Origin of the sequence: Pseudomonas sihuiensis (genome assembly GCF_900106015.1) — a bacterium.
Lineage (GTDB): Bacteria > Pseudomonadota > Gammaproteobacteria > Pseudomonadales > Pseudomonadaceae > Aquipseudomonas > Aquipseudomonas sihuiensis.
On record NZ_LT629797.1, the window covers coordinates 1,081,820 to 1,104,174 of the forward strand.

A 22,355-nucleotide genomic window follows, 5' to 3' on the forward strand; every position below is an offset into this window, starting at 1 on the left:
CAGCCGCGAACAGGAAGGTGCAAGGGATTCGTGGCTGAAGCCGCTCCTACAGGATTGGCGAAGCCTTGGGGCCAATCACGCATGAACCTCTCCGCCCCCTTTATCCGCCGTCCGGTGGCCACGCTGCTGCTGAGCCTGGCGATCATGCTGCTCGGTGGTGTCAGCTTCGGCCTGCTGCCAGTGGCGCCGCTGCCACAGATGGATTTCCCCACCATCACCGTGCAGGCCAGCCTGCCAGGAGCCAGCCCGCAGATCATGGCCTCGACCGTGGCCACGCCGCTGGAGCGCTCGCTCGGCTCGATCGCCGGGGTCAGCCAGATGAACAGCCGCAGCAGCCAGGGCAGCACGCGGATCATGATCCAGTTCGACCTGGACAAGGACATCAACACCGCCGCGCGCGAGGTCCAGGCGGCGATCAATGCGGCGCGCGAACTGCTGCCCAGCGGCATGCGCACCATGCCCAGCTACCGCAAGATCAACCCTTCGCAGGCACCGATCATGGTGCTGTCGCTGACCAGTGCCACGCTGAACAAGGGCCAGCTGTACGACGTGGCTTCGACCATCCTGGCGCAGAAACTGTCCCAGGTCGGTGGCGTGGGTGAGGTGCAGGTCGGTGGTAGTTCGCTGCCGGCAGTACGGGTTTCCCTCGAGCCACGTCTGCTCGATCACTACGGCATCGCGCTGGACGAAGTGCGCCAGACCATCGCCGCCAGCAATGCCCTGCGTCCCAAGGGCGCGGTCGAGGACGAGCAGCGTCGCTGGCAGGTGCAGGCCAGCGACCAGTTGGCCAAGGCCGCCGATTACCTGCCGATGATCATCCGCTACCAGGACGGCGCTGCCGTGCGCCTGGGCGACGTAGCCACGGTCACCGATGGTGTCGAGGACCGCTACAACAGCGGCTTCTACAACGACAAGGAAGCGGTGCTGCTGGTGATCAATCGGCAGAGCGGGGCGAACATCCTGCAGACCATCAGCGACATCCGCGCCGAGCTGCCGGCGCTACGCGAGGTGATTCCAGCCAGCGTCGAGCTGGAAGTGGCGATGGATCGCTCGCCGGTAATCCGCGCCACCCTGCACGAGGCCGAGCAGACCCTGCTGATCGCCGTGGGCCTCGTGATCCTCGTGGTGCTGGCGTTTCTCGGGCGTTGGCGCGCTGCGCTGATTCCGGCGCTGGCGGTGCCGGTGTCGCTGATCGGCAGTTTCGCCGCCATGTACCTGCTGGGGTTCTCGCTGAACAACCTGTCGTTGATGGCGCTGATTATCGCCACCGGGCTGGTGGTGGACGATGCCATTGTGGTGCTGGAGAACATCGCCCGGCACATCCATAACGGTGAGAAGCCGATGGCGGCGGCGTTCAAAGGCACGCGCGAGGTAGGCTTCACCCTGCTGTCGATGAACCTGTCGCTGGTAGCGGTGTTCATCTCCATCCTGTTCATGGGCGGCATCGTCGAGCGACTGTTCCGTGAGTTCTCCATTACCCTGGCTGTAGCGGTGGTGATTTCCCTGCTGGTGTCGCTGACGCTGACGCCGATGCTCTGCGCGCGCTGGCTCAAGGCCGAAGACGAGCAGCCACGCGGCCGCCTGCAGCAGTGGGGCGACCGCTTGCAGACGCGGGTGCTGGCTATCTACGGGCGTTCGCTGGACTGGGCACTGCGCCATTCGTTACTGATGGTCATCAGCCTGCTGGCGACCATCGCGCTGAACGTCTACCTGTTCGTCAGCATTCCGAAGACCTTCATGCCGCAGCAGGACACCGGCCAACTGATCGGTTTTATCCGCGGCGACGATGGCCTGTCGTTCCAGGTCATGCAGCCGAAGATGGAGATTTTCCGCAAGGCGGTGCTGGCCGATCCGGCGGTGGACAGCGTTGCTGGCTTCATCGGCGGTGCCGGCGGCATCAACAACGCCTTCATGATCGTGCGCCTGAAGCCCATCAGCGAGCGCAGCGTGTCATCGCAACAGGTGATCAACCGCCTGCGCGCCAGCGTGCCGAAGGTGCCCGGTGGGCGCATGTTCCTCATGCCGGACCAGGATCTGCAGATCGGCGGGCGTGAAGGACGCAGTTCGGAGAACGAGTACATGCTGCTCTCGGGCGATCTCGATGCCCTGCGTGAGTGGCTACCCAAGGTGCGTGAAGCGCTGCGCGCGTTGCCCGAACTGACCGATATCGACGCCCGCGAGAACAGCGGTGCCCAGCAGATTCGCCTGGTGGTGGATCGCGAAGCCGCGCAGCGCCTGGGCGTGGAGATGAGCATGATCACCGCAGTGCTCAACAACGCCTTCAGTCAGCGCCAGGTTTCCACCATCTACGAAGCGCTGAACCAGTACAGCGTGGTGATGGAAATCAACCCGCTCTATGCCCAGCATCCCGAGGCGCTGGACCAGATTCAGCTGATCACCGCCGATGGCGCACGGGTGCCGCTGTCCACCTTCGCCCATTGGGAACGCAGCCTGGAAGAGGACAGGGTCAACCACCAGGGCCAGTTCGCCGCCGAGAACATCGGCTTCTCCCTGGCCGAAGGGGTCAGCCTGGATCAGGCCAGCCGCGCCATTGACAATGCCGTGGCGCGGGTCGGCCTGCCCACCGAAGTGCAGGGCATGCTGGGCGGCACCGGTGCAGCCTTCCAGCAGACCCAGGGCAATCAGCCGCTGATGATCCTGCTGGCACTGGTGGTGGTGTATATCGTGTTGGGCGTGCTCTACGAGAGCTACGTACATCCGCTGACCATCCTTTCGACCTTGCCGTCGGCCGGCGTTGGCGCCTTGCTCGCGCTGCAACTGGTAGGCATGGAGTTCAGTCTGATCTCCTTGCTGGGTCTGTTCCTGCTGATCGGTATCGTCAAGAAGAACGCCATCCTGATGGTTGATCTGGCCCTGCAACTGGAGCGCGGTGAGCGCCTGAGTCCGCAGGAGTCCATCCGCCAGGCGTGCCTGCTGCGTTTCCGGCCGATCATGATGACCACCCTGGCTGCCATCCTTGGCGCCTTGCCGCTGGTGCTGGGCAGTGCCGAAGGTTCGGAGATGCGTCAGCCGCTGGGTATCACCATCGTCGGTGGTCTGGTGCTGAGCCAGATGCTGACCCTCTACACCACTCCGGTGGTCTACCTCTACTTCGACCGTCTGCGCCATCGCGTCAACCGCTGGCGTGGCGTGCGCACCGATGCTTCGTTGGAAAATCCGTTATGAATCGAGCTCCTTTCGCCCGAACTCTTGTCTCCTTGCTGCTGGCCGGCGTACTGGGCGGTTGCGCCCTGGGGCCTGACTATCAGCGCCCCGAGCTGGCGGCACCTGCACAGTTCAAACAGGTCGAGGGCTGGAAAGCCGCCGCGCCAGCAGATGTTCTGGAGCGTGGCAACTGGTGGGCGCTGTACGGCGACGCCGAGCTCAATGCACTGGCCGAGCGCCTGCAGCTGTCCAACCAGAACCTGGCCGCCGCCGAGGCCCAGTACCGCCAGGCAAGGGCACTGGTGCGCGGTGCGCGGGCCAGCTTCTATCCAACGCTGTCCGGCAGCGCCGGGGTGACTCGGGCCGGGCAGGGTGGTGGTGACAGCACCATCCGTACCGCTGATGGCGTCACTGTCAGCGGTTCTGGAGCGTCAAGCATTTCCAAGAGTTATGACCTCAGCCTCAATGCAGCCTGGGAGCTGGATCTCTGGGGCAAGCTGCGCCGGGGCCTGGAGGCCAGCCGCGCCGAATTCGAGGCCAGCGCCGCCGATCTGGCTGCAGCGCGCCTGAGCCTGCAGAGCGAACTGGTGCAGAACTACCTGCAACTGCGCATCCTCGACGAACAGAAGCGCCTGCTCGACGCGACAGTGGCCGCTTACGCGCGCTCGCTGCGCCTGACCGAGAACCAGTATCGAGCCGGTATCGTGCCCAAGTCCGACGTGACCCAGGCCACCACTCAGCTCAAGAGCACCCAGGCGCAGGCAATCGATCTCGAGTGGCAGCGCGCGCAGCTCGAACATGCCATTGCCGTGCTGGTCGGCGTCAGCCCGGCCGAGCTGTCCATCGCACCGCGCGAGAGCCTGCCAGCGCTGCCCGAGGTACCCGTGGCGCTGCCGTCGCAACTTCTCGAACGTCGCCCTGACGTTGCCGCGGCCGAGCGCCGGGTGATGGCAGCCAATGCGCAGATCGGCGTGGCGGAAGCGGCCTGGTTTCCGGACCTGAGCATTTCGGCGACCGGTGGCTATCGTGGTAGCAGCTTCGCCGACTGGATCGAGGTACCCAATCGCTTCTGGTCGCTCGGCCCGCAACTGGCACTGACCCTGTTCGACGGCGGCGCGCGGCGTGCGGAGCTGGAACGTAGCGAAGCCGTCTATGACCAGACTGTGGCGCAATACCGCCAGGCCGTGCTGGATAGCTTCCGTGAAGTGGAGGATTACCTGGTGCAGCTGCGCGTGCTGGAGCAGGAGAGCGGGGTGCAGCAGGAGGCGCTGGATGCGGCGCGCGAGTCGCTGCGTCTGATCGAGAACCAGTACCGCGCCGGTACAGTGGACTACAACAGCGTGGTTACCGTACAGGCCACCGCGCTGAACAACGAACGTACCAATCTCACGCTGCTGGGTAGCCGGCTGACTGCCAGTGTGCAGTTGATCGCTGCTCTCGGCGGCGGCTGGCAGGTGGAGCGACTGCGGCAGCAGGCGCCCCAGTAGGTGAGGGAAGTAAGCAGCCGACGTGGCGGAAAACCGCCATGCCGGCTGTGGGTCATTCGAGATGCTTGCGGTTCACCGTCTGCGCCGCCTTGATCACGTCACTGCCAATCTGCCCTTGAAACTGTTCCCATACCGGACGCATCGCATCGCGCCAGGCCTGGCGCTGCTCGGCGGTCAGGTTGATGACCTGGCTGCGGCCAGAATCCACGATGCGCTGGCGGTCGGCCTGGTTGGCGGCCTCGGCCTGTTTGTTCACCGCGTAGGTGACCTCATCGATGATGGCTTCCAGCTCCATCCGGATCTGATGCGGGATGCCGTACCAGAAGCGCGAATTGCTCACCAGCATGTAGTCCAGCACGCCATGGTTGGTTTCGCTGATGAAGGGCTGCACTTCATGCAGCTTCTGGCTATAGATGTTCGACCAGGGGTTTTCCGCCCCCTGTACCTGGCCACTCTGTAGCGCTTTGAAGACTTCCGAGAAAGGCAGTTTCTGACTATTTGCGCCCACCTGGGCGAATTGTGCTTCCAGTACCGCCGACGGCTGAATACGGAAGCTCAGACCATTGGCATCGCCAGGCATGTTCAGCGCGCGGGTAGCGGAAAGCTGCTTCATGCCGTTATGCCAGTAAGCCAGACCAACGATGTTGTGGTCTTCCATCGAGCGCAACAACTGGCGGCCCTTGGCGCGTTTCTGGAAGCGGTTGACCGCATCCAGGTCATCGAACAGGAACGGCAGGTCGAATACCTGCAGTTGCTTGGTGTACTGCTCGAACTTTGCCAGAGACGGTGCCAGCAACTGAACATCGTTTTTGCGCAGGGCTTCCAGCTCATTGGCGTCGCCAAAGAGGCTGGAGTTCGGGTAGACCTCGACCTTCACCTTGCCGGCCAGACGTTCCTCGACCAGCTGTTTGAACAGCAGTGCGCCCTGGCCCTTGGGAGTGGCATCGGCCACAACATGGGAGAACTTGATCAGGATAGGTTCATCGGCCAGCGCGCTTGTGGCGCTGAGAGAGGCGAACGCCATGGCGCAGATGGCCATGACGCGAACTGTATTGAACATACTGCTTCCTTTTCTTCTTATCAGGTTGCGTAGCCTTTTCGGCTACGTCGTGTTGGTCACTTTGGCGGTCGCTCAGCCGCTGGTAGCTGCCGCGGCATGAACGAAGCTGGCGACTTACCATCGCAAGGCTTATGCCATTGTGGCGAAATTCCGCCAACCTGCCTGGTGTGTGAAAAGGGCTGTGACGTGTCGCACATTGGGTGGCGGATATCCGCCATGCCTGTGTCAGGCGAGAGCGGAAACTTGCCGGTTTCAGCGAAAGCCTTGGGGCTTCGGTCAGCCTGTTATCCTGTGGCCCGCGATTGAAATCGAGGAGTGATGCGATGAGTTGGTCCGCCCAGCAGTATTCCCTGTTTGAACGCCAGCGTACCCGCCCTGTGCATGATCTGCTGGCGGCGGTGCCGCGCGATGATGTCGAGCTGGCCGTCGACCTGGGCTGCGGCCCCGGTAATTCCACTGCCGTATTGCAGGCTCATGCGCCACAGGCGCGGGTGATAGGTATCGACAGCAGTGAAGACATGCTGCGCGCAGCGCGTGAGCGGTTGCCCCAGGTGACCTTCCAATTGGCGGATATCCAGCACTGGCAGGCCGAGCGCGCACCGCAGTTGATCCTGGCCAACGCCTCGCTGCAGTGGTTGCCGGATCACGCGCAGCTCTACCCGAGATTGCTGGCGCAGCTGGCACCCGGTGGCTGGCTGGCGATCCAGACGCCGGACAACCTGCAGGAACCGGCACACCGCCTGGCCCGCGAGGTGGCCGCCGCCGGGCCCTGGGCTGCACAAATCGGCGAGGTGCGCCATGCCGAGCGGCACAGCGCGCAGGCCTATTACGACATCCTCGGCGCCCATGCCAGCGAGCTGGATATCTGGCGCACTACCTACTTCCATGTGCTGGACAATGCCGCGGCGGTGGTGGAGTGGTTCAAGTCAACGGCGTTGCTGCCGTTCCTGCAACCGCTGGAGGTCGAGCAGCAGGCAGCTTTCCTCGAGCGCTATCAGGCGGCGATTGCTGAAGCCTATCCGGCGCAGGCCGATGCTCGGGTGTTGCTGCCGTTTCCGCGTCTGTTTCTGGTGGCTCGGCGGTAGCCCGGATGCAATCCGGGGCAGGTCTGTCGCGGCTGAAGCCCCTCCCACAGATCGCGGTGACGACTGTGGGAGGGACTTTAGCCGCGACCCTTAAAAGAAAGCCCCCGCATCTGCGGGGGCTGTTCGTTTACTGCGCCAGGGCAACCAGTCCGGCGTGCTGGACCAGCTCCAGCAGTGGCTGCGGGTACACGCCGATGATGAAGGCGAGCAGGGCGACCACCAGCAGCATGATGCCGCCGGCACGCTGACCCCAGTCGAAGGGCGCATCGTGGCGATGCATATTGGGTTCGCGCATGAACAGCGTGACCATCACCCGCAGGTAATAGAACACGCCGATGGCACTGCCCAGCACCATGGCGCCGAGCAGCCACCACAGCTGCGCCTCGACACCGGCAGCGATCACGTAGAACTTGCCGATGAAGCCTGCGGTCAGCGGAATGCCGGCCAGCGACAGCATCATCACCGTGAGCACGGCGGTCAGGTACGGGCGGCGCCAGAACAGGCCACGGTACTCGTACAGCGCATCGGCATCGCGGCCGCTGTAGGGCGTGGACATCAGGGTGATCACACCGAACGCACCCAGGCTGGTCAGCACGTAGGTGGCCAGGTACACGCCCACGGCCTCGACGGCCAGGCCCTTGCTGGCGATCAGCGCCACCAGCAGGTAGCCGAAGTGGGCGATCGACGAGTAACCGAGCAGGCGTTTGAGGTTGTTCTGCAGCAGTGCCAGCAGGTTGCCGAACAGGATCGAGGCAATGGCGATCAGGGTCAGCAGGTCGCTCAACCAGCCGCCGCTCATGGCCGGAGATATCTGGTACAGGCGCAGCAGCACGGCGAATACCGCCACCTTGCTGGCAGTGGCGAGGAAGGCTGCGACTGGCGCAGGGGCGCCTTCGTAGACATCCGGCGTCCACAGGTGGAAGGGCACCAGCGACAGCTTGAAGGCCAGGCCGATCAGCATCATGCCGATGCCGATCTGCACCAGCTGACTGCTCTCGCGCGCCAGGCTTGCGCCGATATCGGCGAAGGCCAGGTTGCCAGACTCGGCATACAGCAGCGCCATGCCGAACAACAGGAAGGCGCTGCCTGCGGCCGACAGCACCATGTACTTGATGCCGGCTTCCAGCGAGCGCTTGTTGAAGAAGGCGTAGGCGATCATGCCGTAGGTCGGCACCGACAGCAGTTCCAGACCGATGAACAGGCCCGCCAGATGCTGCGCGCTGACCAGCACCAGGCCGCCCGCGGCGGAGAGCAGCACCAGCAGGTACAGCTCCTCGCGGTTGCCCGGGTAGCCCTTGCCCGATGCACCGCCCAGGTAGGCATGGATCAGCGTGACGCAGGCCAGGCTGGCGGCCAGCACCAGGGCCATGTAGTAGCAGGCGAAGGTGTCGATCAGCAGCAGCGGGGTGACTTCCAGCGGCGCTACTTCCAGTGCCGGAATCAACGACAGCAGCGCCAGGTTCAGGCCCACCACCGAGAGGATGAAGGTCAGGGCGTGATTGCGCTTGGCGGCGATGGCCAGCATCACCACGACAGCGGTGAGGCTGGTCACCAGCAGTGGCAGCAGGGCGATCAGGTGTTGCAGGGTGAAGTCGACAGCGTGATGTTCCATGAGTCTTTAATCCTTACCCTTACCGGCCCGAGGCGAGTTGATTGAGGGCGCCAGCCATCCACTGCTGCACGCCATGCATGCTGGCAGCGGAGGTGTCGAGCACCGGTTGCGGGTAAACGCCAAGCAGAATCAGCAGTACGCCGAGGCCGAGCACCATGGCCAGCTCACGGGCTTTCAGGCCCGGCAGCGGTGCCTCCTGTTGCACCGGGCCGAAGTAGGCGCGGTGGATCATCGCCAGGGCGTACACCGAGCCGAGCACCAGGCCGGTGGCGGCCAGCACCACGATCCAGGGTGCGCCGGGGAAGCTGCCGATCAGGATGAGGAATTCGCCGACGAAGTTGCCGGTGCCCGGCAGGCCCAGCGCGGCAGCGGCGAAGAACAGGCTGATGGCCGGCAGCCACGGCATACGCGCCCAGATGCCGCCCATCTGGCGCAGGTCACGGGTGTGCACGCGCTCGTAGAGCTGGCCGCAGAGGATGAACAGCGCAGCAGCGGACAGGCCGTGGGCGACCATCTGCACCACCGCACCTTGCAGGGCGATCTGGCTACCCGAATAGATGGCGATCAGCACGAAGCCCATGTGCGACACGCTGGAGTAGGCCACCAGGCGCTTGATGTCGGTCTGCGCGAAGGACAGCAAGGCGCCGTAGATGATGGCGAACACGCCGAGCCACTGGGCGATGGGCGCGAACTCCGCCGAGGCATTGGGGAACAGCGGTAGGGCGAAGCGCAGCAGGCCGTAGGCCGCGGTCTTCAGCAGAATGCCGGCCAGGTCGACGGAGCCGGCGGTAGGCGCCTGGGCGTGGGCGTCCGGCAGCCAGGAGTGCACCGGCACCACCGGGAACTTCACCGCGAAGGCGACGAAGAAACCGAGCATCAGCAGGTACTCGGTGCCGGGTGCCAACTCGGTTTTCAGCAGGTCGGCGTAGTTGAAGGTCAGCACGCCGGTCTGGTTGAAGTGCACGAACACCAGAGCCAGGATCGACACCAGCATGATCAGGCCGCTGGCCTGGGTGAAGATGAAGAACTTGGTGGCGGCGGTGATGCGGGTACGGCCGTCGCTGCCGCTATGACCCCAGAGCGCGATGAGAAAATACATCGGCACCAGCATCATTTCCCAGAAGAAGAAGAACAGGAACAGGTCGACGGCGAGGAACACGCCGACCACGCCGCCAAGAATCCACATCAGGTTGAGGTGGAAGAAGCCGACGCGGTTCTGGATCTCGTTCCACGAGCAGAGCACCGAGAGCACGCCGAGCAGGCCGGTGAGCACTACCATCAGCACCGACAGGCCGTCCATCGCCAGGTGGATGGTGATCCCCAGACGTGGGATCCAGTCGATGACGAACTCGTGGGCCCAGCGCGGCTCGCCGCCAGGAGCGGGTGCCAGGGTGAAATCACCGCTGACCCACAGCCACAGGCCGAGGCCCAGCAGCAGGCCCATGGTGATCAGGGCGATCCAGCGCGGCAGGACGTGGCCGAAGCGCTCGCCTTGCCAGCACAGCAGGCCGCCGATGAAGGGAATCAGGATTAGCCAGGGCAGAATCATGACAGGCTGTTTTCCTTAACTCAGAAAGAGGATGGCGGCGAGCACCAGCACGGCGCCCCCGGCGATCGAGGCGGCGTACCAGCGCACCTGGCCGTTTTCGCTGCGCACCAGCGCGGCATTACCACCGCGCGCAAGCAGCGGAATCAGGCCGATGCTGCGGTCGATGGGGTCGCGGCGCAGCAGATGGCAGAGCGCAAGGTAGGGGCGCACGAACAGCTTGTCGTAGAGCCAGTCGAAGCCCCAGGCAGCGAACCACAGGGCGCTCAGCAAACGACCCGGCGCGCTCTGCGCCACGGCAGAGGCGACGCGACGCTGGCCGAGGAAGAGCAGGGCGGCGATGACGATACCGCTCACCGCGATCAGCCCCGACAGCAATTCCAGGCTGTGCTTGGCCTCGCCACCGGCATGGCCGGCACTTTGTGGCAGCACGCCGGCCAGCGGCGGGGTGATCCAGGCACCGATGAAGGTCGACAGGACGATCAGCACCAGCAGCGGCAGGTTGTGGGCGATGCCATGACCGGCGTGCGCCTCGGTCTTCTGCTCGCCGTGGAAGGCGATGAAGATCAGGCGGAAGGTGTAGATCGAGGTCAGGAAGGCACCGACCAGACCCGCGTAAAGCAGCTCGCTGTGGCCACTGGCGAAGGCTTCCCAAAGGATTTCGTCCTTGGAGTAGAAGCCGGCGGTCAGCAGCGGCAGGGCAGCCAGGGCAGCGCCGCCGACGACGAAGCTGGCGTAGGCCAGTGGCAACTTCTTCCACAGCCCGCCCATCTTGAAGATGTTCTGCTCGTGGTGGCAGGCATGGATCACCGCACCGGAAGCAAGGAACAGCAGGGCCTTGAAGAATGCGTGGGTCATCAAATGGAAGATCGCCGCATCCCAGGCACCAACGCCCAGGGCGAGGAACATGTAGCCGATCTGGCTCATGGTCGAGTAGGCGAGGATGCGCTTGATGTCGGTCTGCACCAGCGCGGCGAAACCGGCCAGCACCAGGGTCACGCCACCTACGATGCCGACCAGCTCGAGAATCTCCGGGGTCAGCAGGAACAGGCCGTGGGTACGGGCGATCAGGTACACGCCAGCGGTGACCATGGTCGCCGCGTGGATCAGCGCCGACACCGGAGTCGGGCCGGCCATGGCGTCGGCCAGCCAGGTCTGCAGCGGCAGCTGGGCAGATTTACCCACCGCGCCGCCCAGCAGCATCAGCGTGGCCAGCCACAGCCAGGCGTCACCGGCCACGTATTGCTGCGGAGCCAGCACCATCAGCTCCTGAATGTTCAGGGTGCCGAGGTTGAGGAACAGCAGGAACAGGCCAACCATCAGGAACACGTCGCCGACGCGGGTGACGATGAACGCCTTGAGCGCCGCGTTACCGTTGGGCACGTGCTTGTAATAGAAGCCGATCAGCAGGTACGAGCACAGGCCCACGCCTTCCCAGCCGAAGAACAGCACCAGCAGGTTGTCGCCGAGCACCAGCAGCAACATGCTGAAGATGAACAGGTTGGTGTAGGCGAAGAAGCGTGAATAGCCTTCTTCACCGCGCATGTACCAGCTGGCGAACAAGTGGATCAAAAAACCCACGCCGGTGACCACGCCGAGCATGGTCACGGACAGGCCGTCCAGGTACAGGGTGAAGCTTGGCGCCAGGCCTTCGACGCTCATCCACTGCCACAGGGTCAGGCTGTAGGCGCCACCGGCCGGCGGGTTGCCGAGAAAGGCGGCGATGACCCAGGCAGCGCTGGCGGCCGCCAGGCCGATGGAGCCGACACCGATCAGTGCACTGGTGTTTTCCGAGAGGCGCCCGCGCGAGAAGGCCAGTAGCAGCCAGCCGAGCAGCGGGAAGAATAGAGTCAGGGCTAGAAGGTTCATCCGCGCATCTCGCTGGCAGCGTCGATATCCAGAGTGTTGAAGCGGCGATACAGCTGCAGCAGGATCGCCAGGCCGATGCTGGCCTCGGCGGCTGCCAGGGTGATCACCAGAATGAACATCACCTGGCCGTCAGCCGCGCCCCAACGGGCGCCGGCGACGACGAAGGCGAGCGCAGCGGCGTTCATCATCACTTCCAGGCTCATCAGGATGAACAGGATGTTGCGCCGCACCATCAGGCCGACCAGGCCAATGCAGAACAGCACGCCGGCCAGGGCCAGGCCGTGTTCGAGTGGAATACCGGTCATGCAGTGGGCTCCTTGGCGTCGTGGCGGCCCAGATGGTAGGCAGCGACCAATGCGGCGAGCAGCAGCATGGAGGCCAGCTCCACGGCAAGCAGGTAGGGGCCGAACAGGCTGATACCGACGGCCTTGGCTTCCACTGTGGTGTGGCCGATATGGGCGTCGCTGACGTGATTGAGCAGCACATAGAGCAACTGGCTGAGCAGCAGGGCGCTAAGAATCGCCGGGCCGACCCATATACCGGGCGTCAGCCACTTGCGCTCCTGCTCGGCAGCAGCCGGGCCAAGGTTGAGCATCATCACCACGAAGATGAACAGCACCATGATCGCGCCAGCGTAGACGATGATTTCCAGCGCGCCGGCGAAGGGCGCACCAAGGGCGAAGAACACCATCGACACCGCCAGCAGCGAGACGATGAGGTAGAGCAGGGCATGCACCGGGTTGGTGTTGGTGACTACCCCGACCGTTGCGGCCACCGCCACACCGGCGGCGAAATAGAAGGCAAATTCCATCAGAAGCTCCTCATGGCACCCCGCTCCCGCTTGCGGGAGAGGGGCTGGGGGAGAGGGTAAGAACGAGTCATGGCAACAGCCCCTTGACGTTGATCGGCTCGGCCTCGTTCTGCGCGGCGCCCTTGGGCTTGCCGGCGATGGCCATACCGGCAACGCGGTAGAAGTTGTAGTCCGGGTTCTTGCCGGGGCCGCTGATCAGCAGGTCCTCCTTCTCGTACACCAGATCCTGACGCTTGAACTCGCCCATCTCGAAATCGGGGGTGAGCTGGATCGCGGTGGTCGGGCAGGCTTCTTCGCACAGGCCGCAGAAGATGCAGCGCGAGAAGTTGATGCGGAAGAACTCCGGGTACCAGCGACCGTCGTCGGTTTCCGCCTTCTGCAGCGAGATGCAGCCCACCGGGCAGGCCACGGCGCACAGATTGCAGGCCACGCAGCGCTCCTCGCCGTCGGGGTCGCGGGTCAGGACGATGCGGCCACGGTAGCGCGGCGGCAGGTAGACTGGTTCTTCCGGGTATTGCAGGGTGTCGCGCTTGCGAAAGCCATGGCTGAACACCATGACCAGGCTGCGCAGTTGGGTGCCGGTACCGACCAGCACGTCCCATATGTATTTGAACATTCTGTGGTTCTCCTTACTGGGCCGTGGCCAGCACGACGGCGCCGGTCACCAGCAGGTTGATCAGGGTCAGCGGCAGGCAGAACTTCCAGCTGAAGGCCATGACCTGGTCATAGCGCGGGCGTGGGATCGACGCGCGCAGCAGGATGAAGATCATGATGAAGAAGGCCGTTTTCAGCGCGAACCAGAAGAACGGAATCTGCGGCAGGATGCCGAACGGGCCGTGCCAGCCACCGAAGAACAGCGTTACCAGCAAGGCCGACACGGTGACGATGGCGACGTACTCGCCGACGAAGAACATGCCCCATTTCATCCCGGCGTATTCGATGTGGTAACCATCGGCCAGCTCCTGCTCGGCTTCCGGTTGGTCGAACGGGTGACGGTGGGTCACCGCAACGGCAGCGATGAAGAAGGTACAGAAGCCGAAGAACTGCGGAATGATGAACCACAGGTTCTGCGCCTGGTAATCGACGATATCGCGCATGTTGAACGAGCCGACCTGCGCCACCACGCCCATCAGTGCCAGGGCCAGGAACACCTCGTAGGAGATGGTCTGGGCCGAGGCACGCAGGCTGCCGAGCAGGGCGAACTTGTTGTTGCTCGACCAGCCGGCGAACAGCACGGCATAGACCGAAAGACCCGCCATGGCGAAGAAGAACAGGATGCCGATGTTCAGATCCGCCACACCCCAGGTCGGGGTGATGGGGATGATGGCGAAGGCCATCAGCATCGCCGAGAAGGCGATCATCGGTGCCAGGATGAAGATGAACTTGTCGGCGAACGGCGGCGTCCAGTCCTCCTTGAAGAACATCTTGATCATGTCGGCGGCGATCTGGAACATGCCGAACGGCCCCACACGGTTGGGGCCGTAGCGATCCTGCCACCAGCCGAGCAGGCGCCGCTCGACGAAGCTCAGCAGCGCGCCGCAGACCACCACCACCAGCAGGATGACGATGGCCTTGAGCACCGCGATGACGATCTCGATCACTTCGGGCGTCAACCAGCTCATTGCGCGGCCTCCTGCAGCAGGGTCACGCAGGCACCGGCGAGTGTCGCCGGAATGTCCGGCAAGCCAACCGGCAGGCCGACCAGACCGACGGCCAGATCATCACGCACCTGCAGCGGCAGGCGCAGCGCCTGGCCGTTGACGCGCAGGGCCAGCAGCGCACCGTCGTTCACCCCCAGGCGTGCTGCTTCATCGCGGGCCAGGGCCACGTAAGGCTCGGGCATACGCTCCTGAATCGGTTTGGCGCGTGCGGAGTTTTCCTCGCTGCCGAACAGGTGGTGCAGCGGCGCCACCTGCCAGGTGCCGGCTGCCGGGTTGAACGCTGCATTCACCGCGAACCAGGGCAGGACGTTAGCGGCGGCTTCGAGCAGGCGCACGCCGGGGTCGCCGGCACGCAGATGACCACCGACCTCGTCCTGGAACTTGTTCCAGGCCTGCGGTGAGTTCCAGCCCGGCGACCAGGCGAACGGAATCTGTTGCCGATCTTCCTTGCTGCCGGCGTAGCCTTCCATGGAGAAGGCGAAGGCCGAATCCTGATCCTGCGGCTGACGCGGCTCGTGCACGCTGATATTGGCGCGCATGGCGGTACGGCCGCTGTAGCGGTGCGGCTCGCGGGCGAGCTTGAGCCCCTTGATGCGGAACGAGGCGCTAGGCGCGGCGTCCTTGATGCCGGACAAATGCGGATTGCTGGCGGCGCAGGCCGCGGTGACCTGATCCAGTTGCGTCCAGTCCACGGCCTTGCCCAGCAGGGTGCTGTGCAGCGCGTGCAGCCAGCGCCAGCCTTCGCGGATCAGGATGCCCGCGTCGTAGTAGCTCGGCTCATAGACCTGGAAGAAACGCTGAGCGCGGCCTTCCAGGCTGACCAGGGTGCCGTCGCCTTCGGCGAAGGAGGCCACCGGCAGCAGCAGGTGGGCGCGTTCGCTGGTGTCAGTGCGCTGGTGATCAGCGACGATCACCGCCTGCGCGGCGCTGAGCGCGGCTTCGACCTTGGCCGCATCGGCGCGGCGGTACAGGTCGTTTTCCAGCACGATCACGGCATCGGCCTGGCCGTTGCTCAGAGCACCGAGTGCGGCATCGACGGAGTCGCCACCGAGCAGGGCCAGCCCCAGGCTGTTGGCCTCAGGCACCACCAGGCTCAGCGAGCCGTTCTTCTCGCGGTTCTTCAGCGCGCTGGCGATATTGGCGGCGGCTTCGATCAGGGCCTTGTCGCCCAGGGAGGCTCCGGAAACGATCAGCGGGCGCTTGGCATTGATCAGGGCATCGGCGATGCGCTGCACCAGTTCGCCGGCTTCGGCGTCCAGGCCGTCGACGGCCGGTGCGCTCGGGTCGATGGCGTGGGCCACGGCGAAACCGATACGGGCCAGGTCGGCCGGGGCAGCGTGCACGCACTGCTCGGCGACATCATCCAGGCGGGTTTCGCCGACGCTGGCGATAAACAGCGGGTGCAGAGCGTGCTGCGCAACGTTCTGCACCGCTGCCATGTGCCAGTCCTGAATACGTGCACCGGCAGCGATCTCGGTGGCCTTGCCCTTGACGGCTTGACGCAGGGCCAGGGCCATACGCGCGGCGGTCTGGGTCAGGTCTTCGCCGAGGACGAAGATGGCGTCATGCAGCTCGACGTCGCGCAGGGTCGGGGTCGGCAGCGGGCCGTTTTGCAGGATGTCGCGGATCAGGCGAATATTGGCCAGTTCGCTGGCAGCAATACCGCTATAGAAGTTGTCGGCACCGACCAGTTCGCGCAGGGCGAAGTTGGATTCCAGGCTGGCGCGCGGCGAGCCAATGCCGATCACGCGCTTGCCCTTGAGCAGCTCGGCGGCCTTGTCCAGCGCGGCATCGATGCCGATGGCCTGGCCAGCCAGCAGCGGCTGACGTGGGCGATCTTCGCGGTTGACGTAGCCATAGCCGAAGCGGCCACGGTCACAGAGGAAGTACTGGTTCACCGAGCCGTTGAAGCGGTTCTCGATACGGCGCAGCTCGCCGTAGCGCTCACCGGGGCTGATGTTGCAGCCGCTGGAGCAGCCATGGCAGATGCTCGGGGCGAACTGCATGTCCCACTTGCGGTTGTAGCGCTCGGAGTGGGTCTTGTCGGTGAACACGCCAGTCGGGCAGACCTCGACCAGGTTGCCGGAAAACTCGCTTTCCAGCGTGCCGTCCTCGACGCGGCCGAAGTACACGTTGTCGTGCGCGCCGTAGACGCCCAGGTCGGTGCCGCCGGCGTAGTCCTTGTAGTAGCGCACGCAGCGATAACAGGCGATGCAGCGGTTCATCTCGTGGGCGATGAACGGGCCGAGTTCCTGATTCTGGTGGGTACGCTTGGTGAAGCGGTAGCGACGGGTGTTGTGCCCGGTCATCACCGTCATGTCCTGCAGGTGGCAGTGACCACCTTCCTCGCACACTGGGCAGTCGTGCGGGTGGTTGGTCATCAGCCATTCGACGACGCTGGCGCGGAACGCCTTGGACTCCTCGTCGTCGATGCTGATCCAGGTGTTATCGGTGGCGGGCGTCATGCAGGACATGACGATGCGACCGCGGGTGTCGTTCTCGTCGTTGTACTGCTTGACCGCGCACTGGCGGCAGGCGCCGACGCTGCCAAGCGCCGGGTGCCAGCAGAAGTAGGGGATATCGAGTCCAAGGGACAGGCAGGCCTGCAGGAGGTTGTCTGCACCATCGACTTCGAAATCTTTGCCGTCTACGTGGATAGTGGCCATTTCTTCAGTCTTCGTTTACCCGCTTCAGAAAAGCGGCTGGCTAAGGGAATTCGTCTGTTCAGCTCGCTCTTGCCGGCATGCGGGGCGTGGTCGCCACCTTGGCCACACCGGCCTCGAACTCTTCACGGAAATACTTGATGGCACTGCCCAACGGCTCCACGGCGCCTGGCGCGTGAGCACAGAAGGTTTTGCCCGGGCCGAGGAAGTTGACCAGGCCGAGCAGGGTGGCGATGTCCTCGCGGGTGCCTTCGCCACGCTCCAGTGCACGAAGGATCTTCACGCTCCACGGCAGGCCGTCGCGGCACGGCGTACACCAGCCGCAGGACTCGCGGGCGAAGAACTCTTCCATGTTGCGCAGCAGCGAGACCATGCTGATCGAGTCGTCGACCGCCAGCGCCAGGCCGGTGCCCATGCGCGTGCCGACCTTGCCGATGCCGCCGGCGTACATCTGCGCCTCGAGGTGTTCGGGCAGCAGGAAGCCGGTGCCGGCACCGCCCGGCTGCCAGCATTTGAGCTGGTAACCATCGCGCATGCCGCCGGCGTAGTCCTCGAACAATTCGCGGGCGGTGATGCCGAACGGCAGCTCCCACAGACCGGGGTTCTTCACCTTCCCGGAGAACCCCATCAGCTTGGTGCCGTGGTCTTCGCTGCCCGGGCGGGCGAGGCCCTTGTACCAGTCCACGCCCTGGCCGACGATGGCCGGCACGTTGCACAGGGTTTCGACGTTATTGACGCAGGTGGGTTTGCCCCACACACCGACAGCAGCCGGGAAGGGCGGCTTGGCCCGTGGGTTGGCGCGGCGGCCTTCCAGCGAGTTGATCAGCGCGGTTTCTTCGCCGCAGATGTAGCGGCCCGCGCCGGTATGCACGAACAGCTCGAAATCGAAGCCGCTGCCAAAAATGTTCTTGCCGAGCAGGCCGGCGGCCTTGGCTTCATCGATAGCGCGGTTGAGGTTGGCTGCGGCGTCGACGTACTCGCCACGCAGGAAGATGTAGCCGCGATAGGCCTTCAGTGCGCGCGCGGAGATCAGCATGCCTTCCACCAGCAGGTGGGGCAGCTGTTCCATCAGCATGCGGTCTTTCCAGGTGTTGGGCTCCATTTCGTCCGCGTTGCACAGCAGATAGCGGATGTTCATGGATTCGTCAGCCGGCATCAGGCCCCACTTCACCCCGGTGGGGAAGCCTGCGCCGCCACGGCCCTTGAGGCCGGATTCCTTGACGGTCTGCACGATGTCGGTCTGGGCCATTTCGGTCAGTGCCTTGCGGGCGGCCGCGTAACCGTTCTTCTGCTGGTATTCCTCCAGCCACACCGGCTGGGCGTCGTCACGCAGGCGCCAGGTCAGCGGGTGGGTTTCTTCGCTGCGGGCGATGCGGTTGGCTGGGCCGATGGAGGTCAGGGGCTTCATTTGTAGTCCTCCAGCAGCTTGGCGACGCCGTCAGGTTGGACATCGCCGAAGGTGTCGTCGTCGATCATCACCGCAGGAGCCTTGTCGCAGTTGCCCAGGCAGCACACCGGCAGCAGGGTGAAACGCTCATCGCTGGTGGTCTGGCCAAGGCCGATGCCGAGCTGCTTCTGCATTTCACTGACCACCGATTCATGGCCGCCGATGTAGCAGGTCATGCTGTCGCACACGCGAATCACGTGGCGGCCCACCGGCTGACGGAATATCTGGCTATAGAAGGTGGCCACGCCCTCGACGTCGCTGGCGGGAATGCCGAGGACCGCGCCAATGGCGTCAGCGGCGCCGTCAGGCACCCAGCCGCGGGCCTTCTGCACGATCTTCAGCGCTTCGATGCTGGCAGCGCGCGGGTCTTCGTAGTGGTGCATCTCGTGCTCGATGGCCGAGCGCTCGGTTTCGCTGAGAACGAAACGGTCTGTCTGGATAAGCGTATTCATGATCAGCGGTCCACGTCGGCCATGACGAAGTCGATACTGCCCAGGTAGGCGATCAGATCCGCCACCATGCTGCCGCGAATCACCGAGGGGATCTGCTGCAGGTGGGGGAAGCTGGGCGTGCGAATCCGGGTGCGGTAGCTCATGGTGCTGCCGTCGCTCGTCAGGTAGTAGCTGTTGATGCCCTTGGTCGCCTCGATCATCTGGAAGGCTTCGTTGGCCGGCATGACCGGGCCCCAGGAAACCTGCAGGAAGTGGGTGATCAGGGTTTCGATGTGCTGCAGCGTGCGCTCTTTCGGCGGCGGCGTGGTCAGCGGGTGGTCGGCCTTGTACGGACCTTCCGGCATGTTCTTCAGACACTGGTCGATGATGCGGATGCTCTGGCGCATCTCTTCCACACGCACCATGCAGCGGTCGTAGGCGTCACCATTGGCCGCCAGCGGCACCTCGAAATCGAAGTGCTCGTAGCCGGAATAGGGGCGCGCCTTGCGCAGGTCGAAGTCGCAACCAGTGGCGCGCAGGCCGGCACCGGTGGTGCCCCATTCCAGCGCTTCCTTGGTGTTGTACTGCGCCACACCGATGGTACGGGCCTTGAGGATGCTGTTTTTCAGCGCCGCTTTCTCGTATTCGTCGAGGCGCTTGGGCAGCCAGTCGACGAACTCCTTGACCAGCTTGTCCCAACCGCGCGGCAGGTCATGGGCGACGCCGCCGATGCGGTACCAGGCCGGGTGCAGGCGGAAACCGGTGATGGCTTCGATCACCTTGTAGGCACGCTGGCGGTCGGTGAAGGTGAAGAACACCGGTGTCATCGCGCCAACGTCCTGGATGTAGGTACCGAGGAACAGCAGGTGGCTGGTGATACGGAAGAACTCGGCGAGCATCACGCGGATGAAGTCGACGCGGGCCGGCACCTTGATGCCGGCGAGTTTCTCCACCGAAAGCACGTAGGGCAGGTTGTTCATCACCCCACCGAGGTAGTCGATGCGGTCGGTGTAGGGGATGAAGCTGTGCCAGCTCTGGCGTTCGGCCATTTTCTCGGCGCCACGGTGGTGGTAGCCGATCTCTGGTACGCAATCGACGATCTCTTCGCCGTCGAGCTGCAGGATGATGCGGAACGCGCCGTGAGCGGACGGGTGGTTGGGGCCGAGGTTGAGGAACATGTAGTCCTCGTGCTCACCGCCGCGTTTCATGCCCCAGTCTTCGGGGCGGAAGCGTGCGGCTTCTTCTTCCAACTCTTGTTTGGCCAGGGTCAGGCTGAACGGATCGAATTCGGTGGCGCGCGCCGGGTAGTCCTTGCGCAGCGGGTGACCTTCCCAGGTCGGCGGCATCATGATGCGGCTCAGGTGCGGGTGGCCGGTGAAGGTGATGCCGTACAGATCCCAGACTTCGCGCTCGTACCAGTTGGCGTTGGGCCAGATGCTGGTGGCGGTGGGCAGGTTGAGGTCGCGCTCGCTCAAGGCGACCTTGATCATCACGTCACTGTTACGCTCCAGCGACATCAGGTGATAGAACACCGTGAAGTCGGCGTCCGGCAGGCCGCGACGCTGAGTACGCAGGCGCTCGTCGACGCCATGCAGATCAAAGAGCATCACGTAGGGGCGTGGCAGGTTGCGCAGGCAGGTGAGCACTTCGATAAGGCGCTCACGGGCGACCCAGAGAACCGGCATGCCGGTGCGGGTCGCTTGCAGGGTGAAACTGTCGTCGCCAAAACGGGCGCGCAGTTCAGCGACGACGTCCTGGTCGTCAGCCTTGTAAGGCGGTATGGACACAACGGTGTCTTGAGTCATGGTCTCGGTCGCTGTCGATCAACGTAGAAAGTGGGCGTGACGCTTGCGCAGGCAAGCATCGGCTCAGACTTCGTCGGGGCTACGCAGGTTGGTAACGGCGATTCGCTGCTCGCGTCGCTGTTCCTTCTGCGAAGGCATTTCGGCACGGTAGATGCCTTGATCGCCAACGACCCAGGATAGCGGGCGGCGCTCCTGGCCGATGGATTCCTGCAGCAGCATCAAGCCTTGCAGGAACGCCTCCGGACGGGGCGGGCAGCCGGGAATGTAGACGTCCACGGGGAGGAACTTGTCCACGCCCTGAACGACCGAGTAGATGTCGTACATGCCGCCGGAGTTGGCGCATGAACCCATGGAGATGACCCACTTGGGCTCCAGCATTTGCTCATAGAGACGCTGGATGACCGGCGCCATCTTGATGAAGCAGGTGCCGGCGATGACCATGAAGTCCGCCTGGCGGGGTGATGCGCGAATGACCTCCGCACCGAAACGCGCCACGTCATGCGGGGCGGTGAAGGCGGTGGTCATTTCCACATAGCAGCAGGACAGGCCGAAGTTGTATGGCCACAAGGAATTCTTGCGCCCCCAGTTGACCGCGCCGTTAAGCACGTCCGAGAGCTTGCCCATGTAGATGTTCTTGTGAACCTGGTCCTCTAGCAGCGGGTCGGAGACGACCTCCCGCTGGCCGATCGGATACGCCTCGTTGGGCGCATTCGGGTCGACCCGAGTAAGTTTGTATTGCATCGCCAAAGCCTCATTGTTTCAGCTTCGCCTGCCGTTCACGACGTCCCTGCGGTGCCCAATCGAGCGCGCCGATACGCCAAAGATAGACAAGACCTGCCAACAGAATTGCTATGAAAACTGTAGCTTCGATCAGGCCCGCCCAGCCGCTTTCGCGCACCGAGACTGCCCAAGCGAAGAGATAGAGGGCTTCAACGTCGAAGATCACGAAGAGCATCGCGACCAGATAGAACTTGGCTGACAGGCGCAGACGCGCGCTGCCGGTAGGAAGCATGCCCGACTCGAAAGGCTCGTTCTTGCTACGTCCCCAGGCTTTGCTGCCGAGCAGACTGGAAACGCCGAGCATGAAGGCGATGAGCCCGCAGACACCCAGCAAGAACACAGCGAAAGCCCAGTTATGGGACATGGTCGTTACCGCATCAGGCATGCCGGTACTCCTTGAATTAAGGAACGGCTTTTAATCTATTAAGCGACCAGACACCGTCGAGGGCGTTGGCGCGAAGTGTGTATACAATACTATGCGTAGACCAACTGTAAGTAAATTTTTCAGAGAAAAATTATTCCTGAAATTCGATCATTTCTGATTGATTTGTCGCATCGGTGTAACTCTGAAGCGAGCCGTATGGGCTGGCGTTTCAGGACTATAGCTGATGACTCTGCTCTGGCAATTTCAAGGCGCATTCATCCGGCTAATTTGCCTCATTTCGCAGCGTGATTGCCCTCAGCGAGATGAGCAATTCGCTGCCACTTTGGTGTTAAGGCGAAAGCATCGAATGGCTTCCTGGATTCTCAAAGCGTATAGCCGGCGGCATGGCTTATCACCAAATGTTATTCATCTCCAGGTGCTGTCCAACTGATCTTGTACTAGCGTGCATGAATCGCCGCGCGGCGATGCGCAGTTGATCGAGCAGTGCCCACCATCCGCTGGGTCTGCGAAGTTGCCCTGCCTGGGTATGCCGACCCTTCGTACGAATA

The 22,355-nt window shown here is 63.7% G+C and carries 17 protein-coding genes; 3 read left to right on the forward strand and 14 right to left on the reverse strand.

Going from position 1 to position 22,355, the window contains the following annotated elements; all coding sequences use genetic code 11:
• Positions 1-81: 81 nt before the first annotated feature.
• Together BLT86_RS05175 and BLT86_RS05180 are read left to right on the forward strand one after the other, a co-directional pair.
• Complete coding sequence (locus BLT86_RS05175) at positions 82-3,186, forward strand: multidrug efflux RND transporter permease subunit (protein WP_017677101.1); 3,105 nt, start codon at positions 82-84, stop codon at positions 3,184-3,186.
• Positions 3,183-4,652: an efflux transporter outer membrane subunit gene (locus BLT86_RS05180; protein WP_026088581.1), complete on the forward strand. Its 1,470-nt coding sequence runs from the start codon at positions 3,183-3,185 to the stop codon at positions 4,650-4,652. The genes BLT86_RS05175 and BLT86_RS05180 overlap by 4 nt, the downstream gene beginning before the upstream one ends.
• 52 nt (positions 4,653-4,704) lie before the next feature.
• Here the strand turns inward: BLT86_RS05180 and BLT86_RS05185 are convergent, their stop codons facing one another.
• Positions 4,705-5,712 (reverse strand): TRAP transporter substrate-binding protein, encoded by a 1,008-nt coding sequence (locus tag BLT86_RS05185; RefSeq protein ID WP_017677099.1) that lies wholly within the window; start codon positions 5,710-5,712, stop codon positions 4,705-4,707.
• A gap of 323 nt (positions 5,713-6,035) precedes the next feature.
• Between BLT86_RS05185 and tam the strand changes: the two genes are divergently transcribed.
• Positions 6,036-6,797 (forward strand): trans-aconitate 2-methyltransferase, encoded by a 762-nt coding sequence (tam, locus tag BLT86_RS05190; protein WP_017677098.1) that lies wholly within the window; start codon positions 6,036-6,038, stop codon positions 6,795-6,797.
• A 127-nt stretch (positions 6,798-6,924) separates the two neighbouring features.
• Here the strand turns inward: tam and nuoN are convergent, their stop codons facing one another.
• From nuoN to BLT86_RS05255, 13 genes are all read right to left on the reverse strand, one after another.
• Positions 6,925-8,409: an NADH-quinone oxidoreductase subunit NuoN gene (gene nuoN, locus BLT86_RS05195; protein ID WP_017677097.1), complete on the reverse strand. Its 1,485-nt coding sequence runs from the start codon at positions 8,407-8,409 to the stop codon at positions 6,925-6,927.
• 19 nt (positions 8,410-8,428) lie between these two features.
• Positions 8,429-9,958, reverse strand: a complete 1,530-nt coding sequence (gene nuoM, locus BLT86_RS05200; protein WP_017677096.1) for an NADH-quinone oxidoreductase subunit M — start codon at positions 9,956-9,958, stop codon at positions 8,429-8,431.
• Positions 9,959-9,973: 15 nt separating this feature from the next.
• Positions 9,974-11,824 (reverse strand): NADH-quinone oxidoreductase subunit L, encoded by a 1,851-nt coding sequence (gene nuoL / locus BLT86_RS05205; protein ID WP_017677095.1) that lies wholly within the window; start codon positions 11,822-11,824, stop codon positions 9,974-9,976.
• Complete coding sequence (gene nuoK / locus BLT86_RS05210) at positions 11,821-12,129, reverse strand: NADH-quinone oxidoreductase subunit NuoK (RefSeq protein WP_003460477.1); 309 nt, start codon at positions 12,127-12,129, stop codon at positions 11,821-11,823. Before nuoK ends, nuoL begins: the two co-directional genes overlap by 4 nt.
• Positions 12,126-12,635, reverse strand: a complete 510-nt coding sequence (gene nuoJ / locus BLT86_RS05215; RefSeq protein WP_017677094.1) for an NADH-quinone oxidoreductase subunit J — start codon at positions 12,633-12,635, stop codon at positions 12,126-12,128. The genes nuoK and nuoJ overlap by 4 nt, the downstream gene beginning before the upstream one ends.
• 67 nt (positions 12,636-12,702) lie before the next feature.
• Positions 12,703-13,251: an NADH-quinone oxidoreductase subunit NuoI gene (nuoI, locus tag BLT86_RS05220; RefSeq protein ID WP_017677093.1), complete on the reverse strand. Its 549-nt coding sequence runs from the start codon at positions 13,249-13,251 to the stop codon at positions 12,703-12,705.
• Positions 13,252-13,264: 13 nt separating this feature from the next.
• Positions 13,265-14,257 carry an NADH-quinone oxidoreductase subunit NuoH gene (nuoH, locus tag BLT86_RS05225; RefSeq protein WP_017677092.1) on the reverse strand — a complete coding sequence of 331 codons (993 nt, stop codon included), beginning with the start codon at positions 14,255-14,257 and terminating at the stop codon, positions 13,265-13,267.
• Positions 14,254-16,962 carry an NADH-quinone oxidoreductase subunit NuoG gene (gene nuoG, locus BLT86_RS05230; RefSeq protein WP_017677091.1) on the reverse strand — a complete coding sequence of 903 codons (2,709 nt, stop codon included), beginning with the start codon at positions 16,960-16,962 and terminating at the stop codon, positions 14,254-14,256. Before nuoG ends, nuoH begins: the two co-directional genes overlap by 4 nt.
• Positions 16,963-17,020: 58 nt before the next feature.
• Positions 17,021-18,367 (reverse strand): NADH-quinone oxidoreductase subunit NuoF, encoded by a 1,347-nt coding sequence (nuoF, locus tag BLT86_RS05235; RefSeq protein WP_017677090.1) that lies wholly within the window; start codon positions 18,365-18,367, stop codon positions 17,021-17,023.
• Positions 18,364-18,858 carry an NADH-quinone oxidoreductase subunit NuoE gene (gene nuoE / locus BLT86_RS05240; RefSeq protein WP_017677089.1) on the reverse strand — a complete coding sequence of 165 codons (495 nt, stop codon included), beginning with the start codon at positions 18,856-18,858 and terminating at the stop codon, positions 18,364-18,366. Before nuoE ends, nuoF begins: the two co-directional genes overlap by 4 nt.
• A gap of 2 nt (positions 18,859-18,860) precedes the next feature.
• Entirely contained in the window at positions 18,861-20,642 is a 1,782-nt protein-coding gene (gene nuoC, locus BLT86_RS05245) for an NADH-quinone oxidoreductase subunit C/D (RefSeq protein WP_026088580.1), read from the reverse strand.
• A gap of 63 nt (positions 20,643-20,705) precedes the next feature.
• On the reverse strand, positions 20,706-21,383 hold the full coding sequence (locus BLT86_RS05250) for a NuoB/complex I 20 kDa subunit family protein (RefSeq protein WP_013715478.1): 678 nt from the start codon (positions 21,381-21,383) through the stop codon (positions 20,706-20,708).
• Between the two features lie 10 nt (positions 21,384-21,393).
• Positions 21,394-21,807: an NADH-quinone oxidoreductase subunit A gene (locus BLT86_RS05255; RefSeq protein ID WP_013715479.1), complete on the reverse strand. Its 414-nt coding sequence runs from the start codon at positions 21,805-21,807 to the stop codon at positions 21,394-21,396.
• Between the last annotated feature and the right edge of the window lie 548 nt (positions 21,808-22,355).

What these genes read in the sequence shown, in the direction of transcription:
- BLT86_RS05175 (WP_017677101.1), top strand. Translation starts at nt 82, where the DNA reads ATGAACCTCTCCGCCCCCTTTATCCGCCGTCCGGTGGCCACGCTGCTG.
- BLT86_RS05180 (WP_026088581.1), top strand. Translation starts at nt 3,183, where the DNA reads ATGAATCGAGCTCCTTTCGCCCGAACTCTTGTCTCCTTGCTGCTGGCC.
- BLT86_RS05185 (WP_017677099.1), bottom strand. Translation starts at nt 5,712, where the DNA reads ATGTTCAATACAGTTCGCGTCATGGCCATCTGCGCCATGGCGTTCGCC.
- tam (WP_017677098.1), top strand. Translation starts at nt 6,036, where the DNA reads ATGAGTTGGTCCGCCCAGCAGTATTCCCTGTTTGAACGCCAGCGTACC.
- nuoN (WP_017677097.1), bottom strand. Translation starts at nt 8,409, where the DNA reads ATGGAACATCACGCTGTCGACTTCACCCTGCAACACCTGATCGCCCTG.
- nuoM (WP_017677096.1), bottom strand. Translation starts at nt 9,958, where the DNA reads ATGATTCTGCCCTGGCTAATCCTGATTCCCTTCATCGGCGGCCTGCTG.
- nuoL (WP_017677095.1), bottom strand. Translation starts at nt 11,824, where the DNA reads ATGAACCTTCTAGCCCTGACTCTATTCTTCCCGCTGCTCGGCTGGCTG.
- nuoK (WP_003460477.1), bottom strand. Translation starts at nt 12,129, where the DNA reads ATGACCGGTATTCCACTCGAACACGGCCTGGCCCTGGCCGGCGTGCTG.
- nuoJ (WP_017677094.1), bottom strand. Translation starts at nt 12,635, where the DNA reads ATGGAATTTGCCTTCTATTTCGCCGCCGGTGTGGCGGTGGCCGCAACG.
- nuoI (WP_017677093.1), bottom strand. Translation starts at nt 13,251, where the DNA reads ATGTTCAAATACATATGGGACGTGCTGGTCGGTACCGGCACCCAACTG.
- nuoH (WP_017677092.1), bottom strand. Translation starts at nt 14,257, where the DNA reads ATGAGCTGGTTGACGCCCGAAGTGATCGAGATCGTCATCGCGGTGCTC.
- nuoG (WP_017677091.1), bottom strand. Translation starts at nt 16,962, where the DNA reads ATGGCCACTATCCACGTAGACGGCAAAGATTTCGAAGTCGATGGTGCA.
- nuoF (WP_017677090.1), bottom strand. Translation starts at nt 18,367, where the DNA reads ATGAAGCCCCTGACCTCCATCGGCCCAGCCAACCGCATCGCCCGCAGC.
- nuoE (WP_017677089.1), bottom strand. Translation starts at nt 18,858, where the DNA reads ATGAATACGCTTATCCAGACAGACCGTTTCGTTCTCAGCGAAACCGAG.
- nuoC (WP_026088580.1), bottom strand. Translation starts at nt 20,642, where the DNA reads ATGACTCAAGACACCGTTGTGTCCATACCGCCTTACAAGGCTGACGAC.
- BLT86_RS05250 (WP_013715478.1), bottom strand. Translation starts at nt 21,383, where the DNA reads ATGCAATACAAACTTACTCGGGTCGACCCGAATGCGCCCAACGAGGCG.
- BLT86_RS05255 (WP_013715479.1), bottom strand. Translation starts at nt 21,807, where the DNA reads ATGCCTGATGCGGTAACGACCATGTCCCATAACTGGGCTTTCGCTGTG.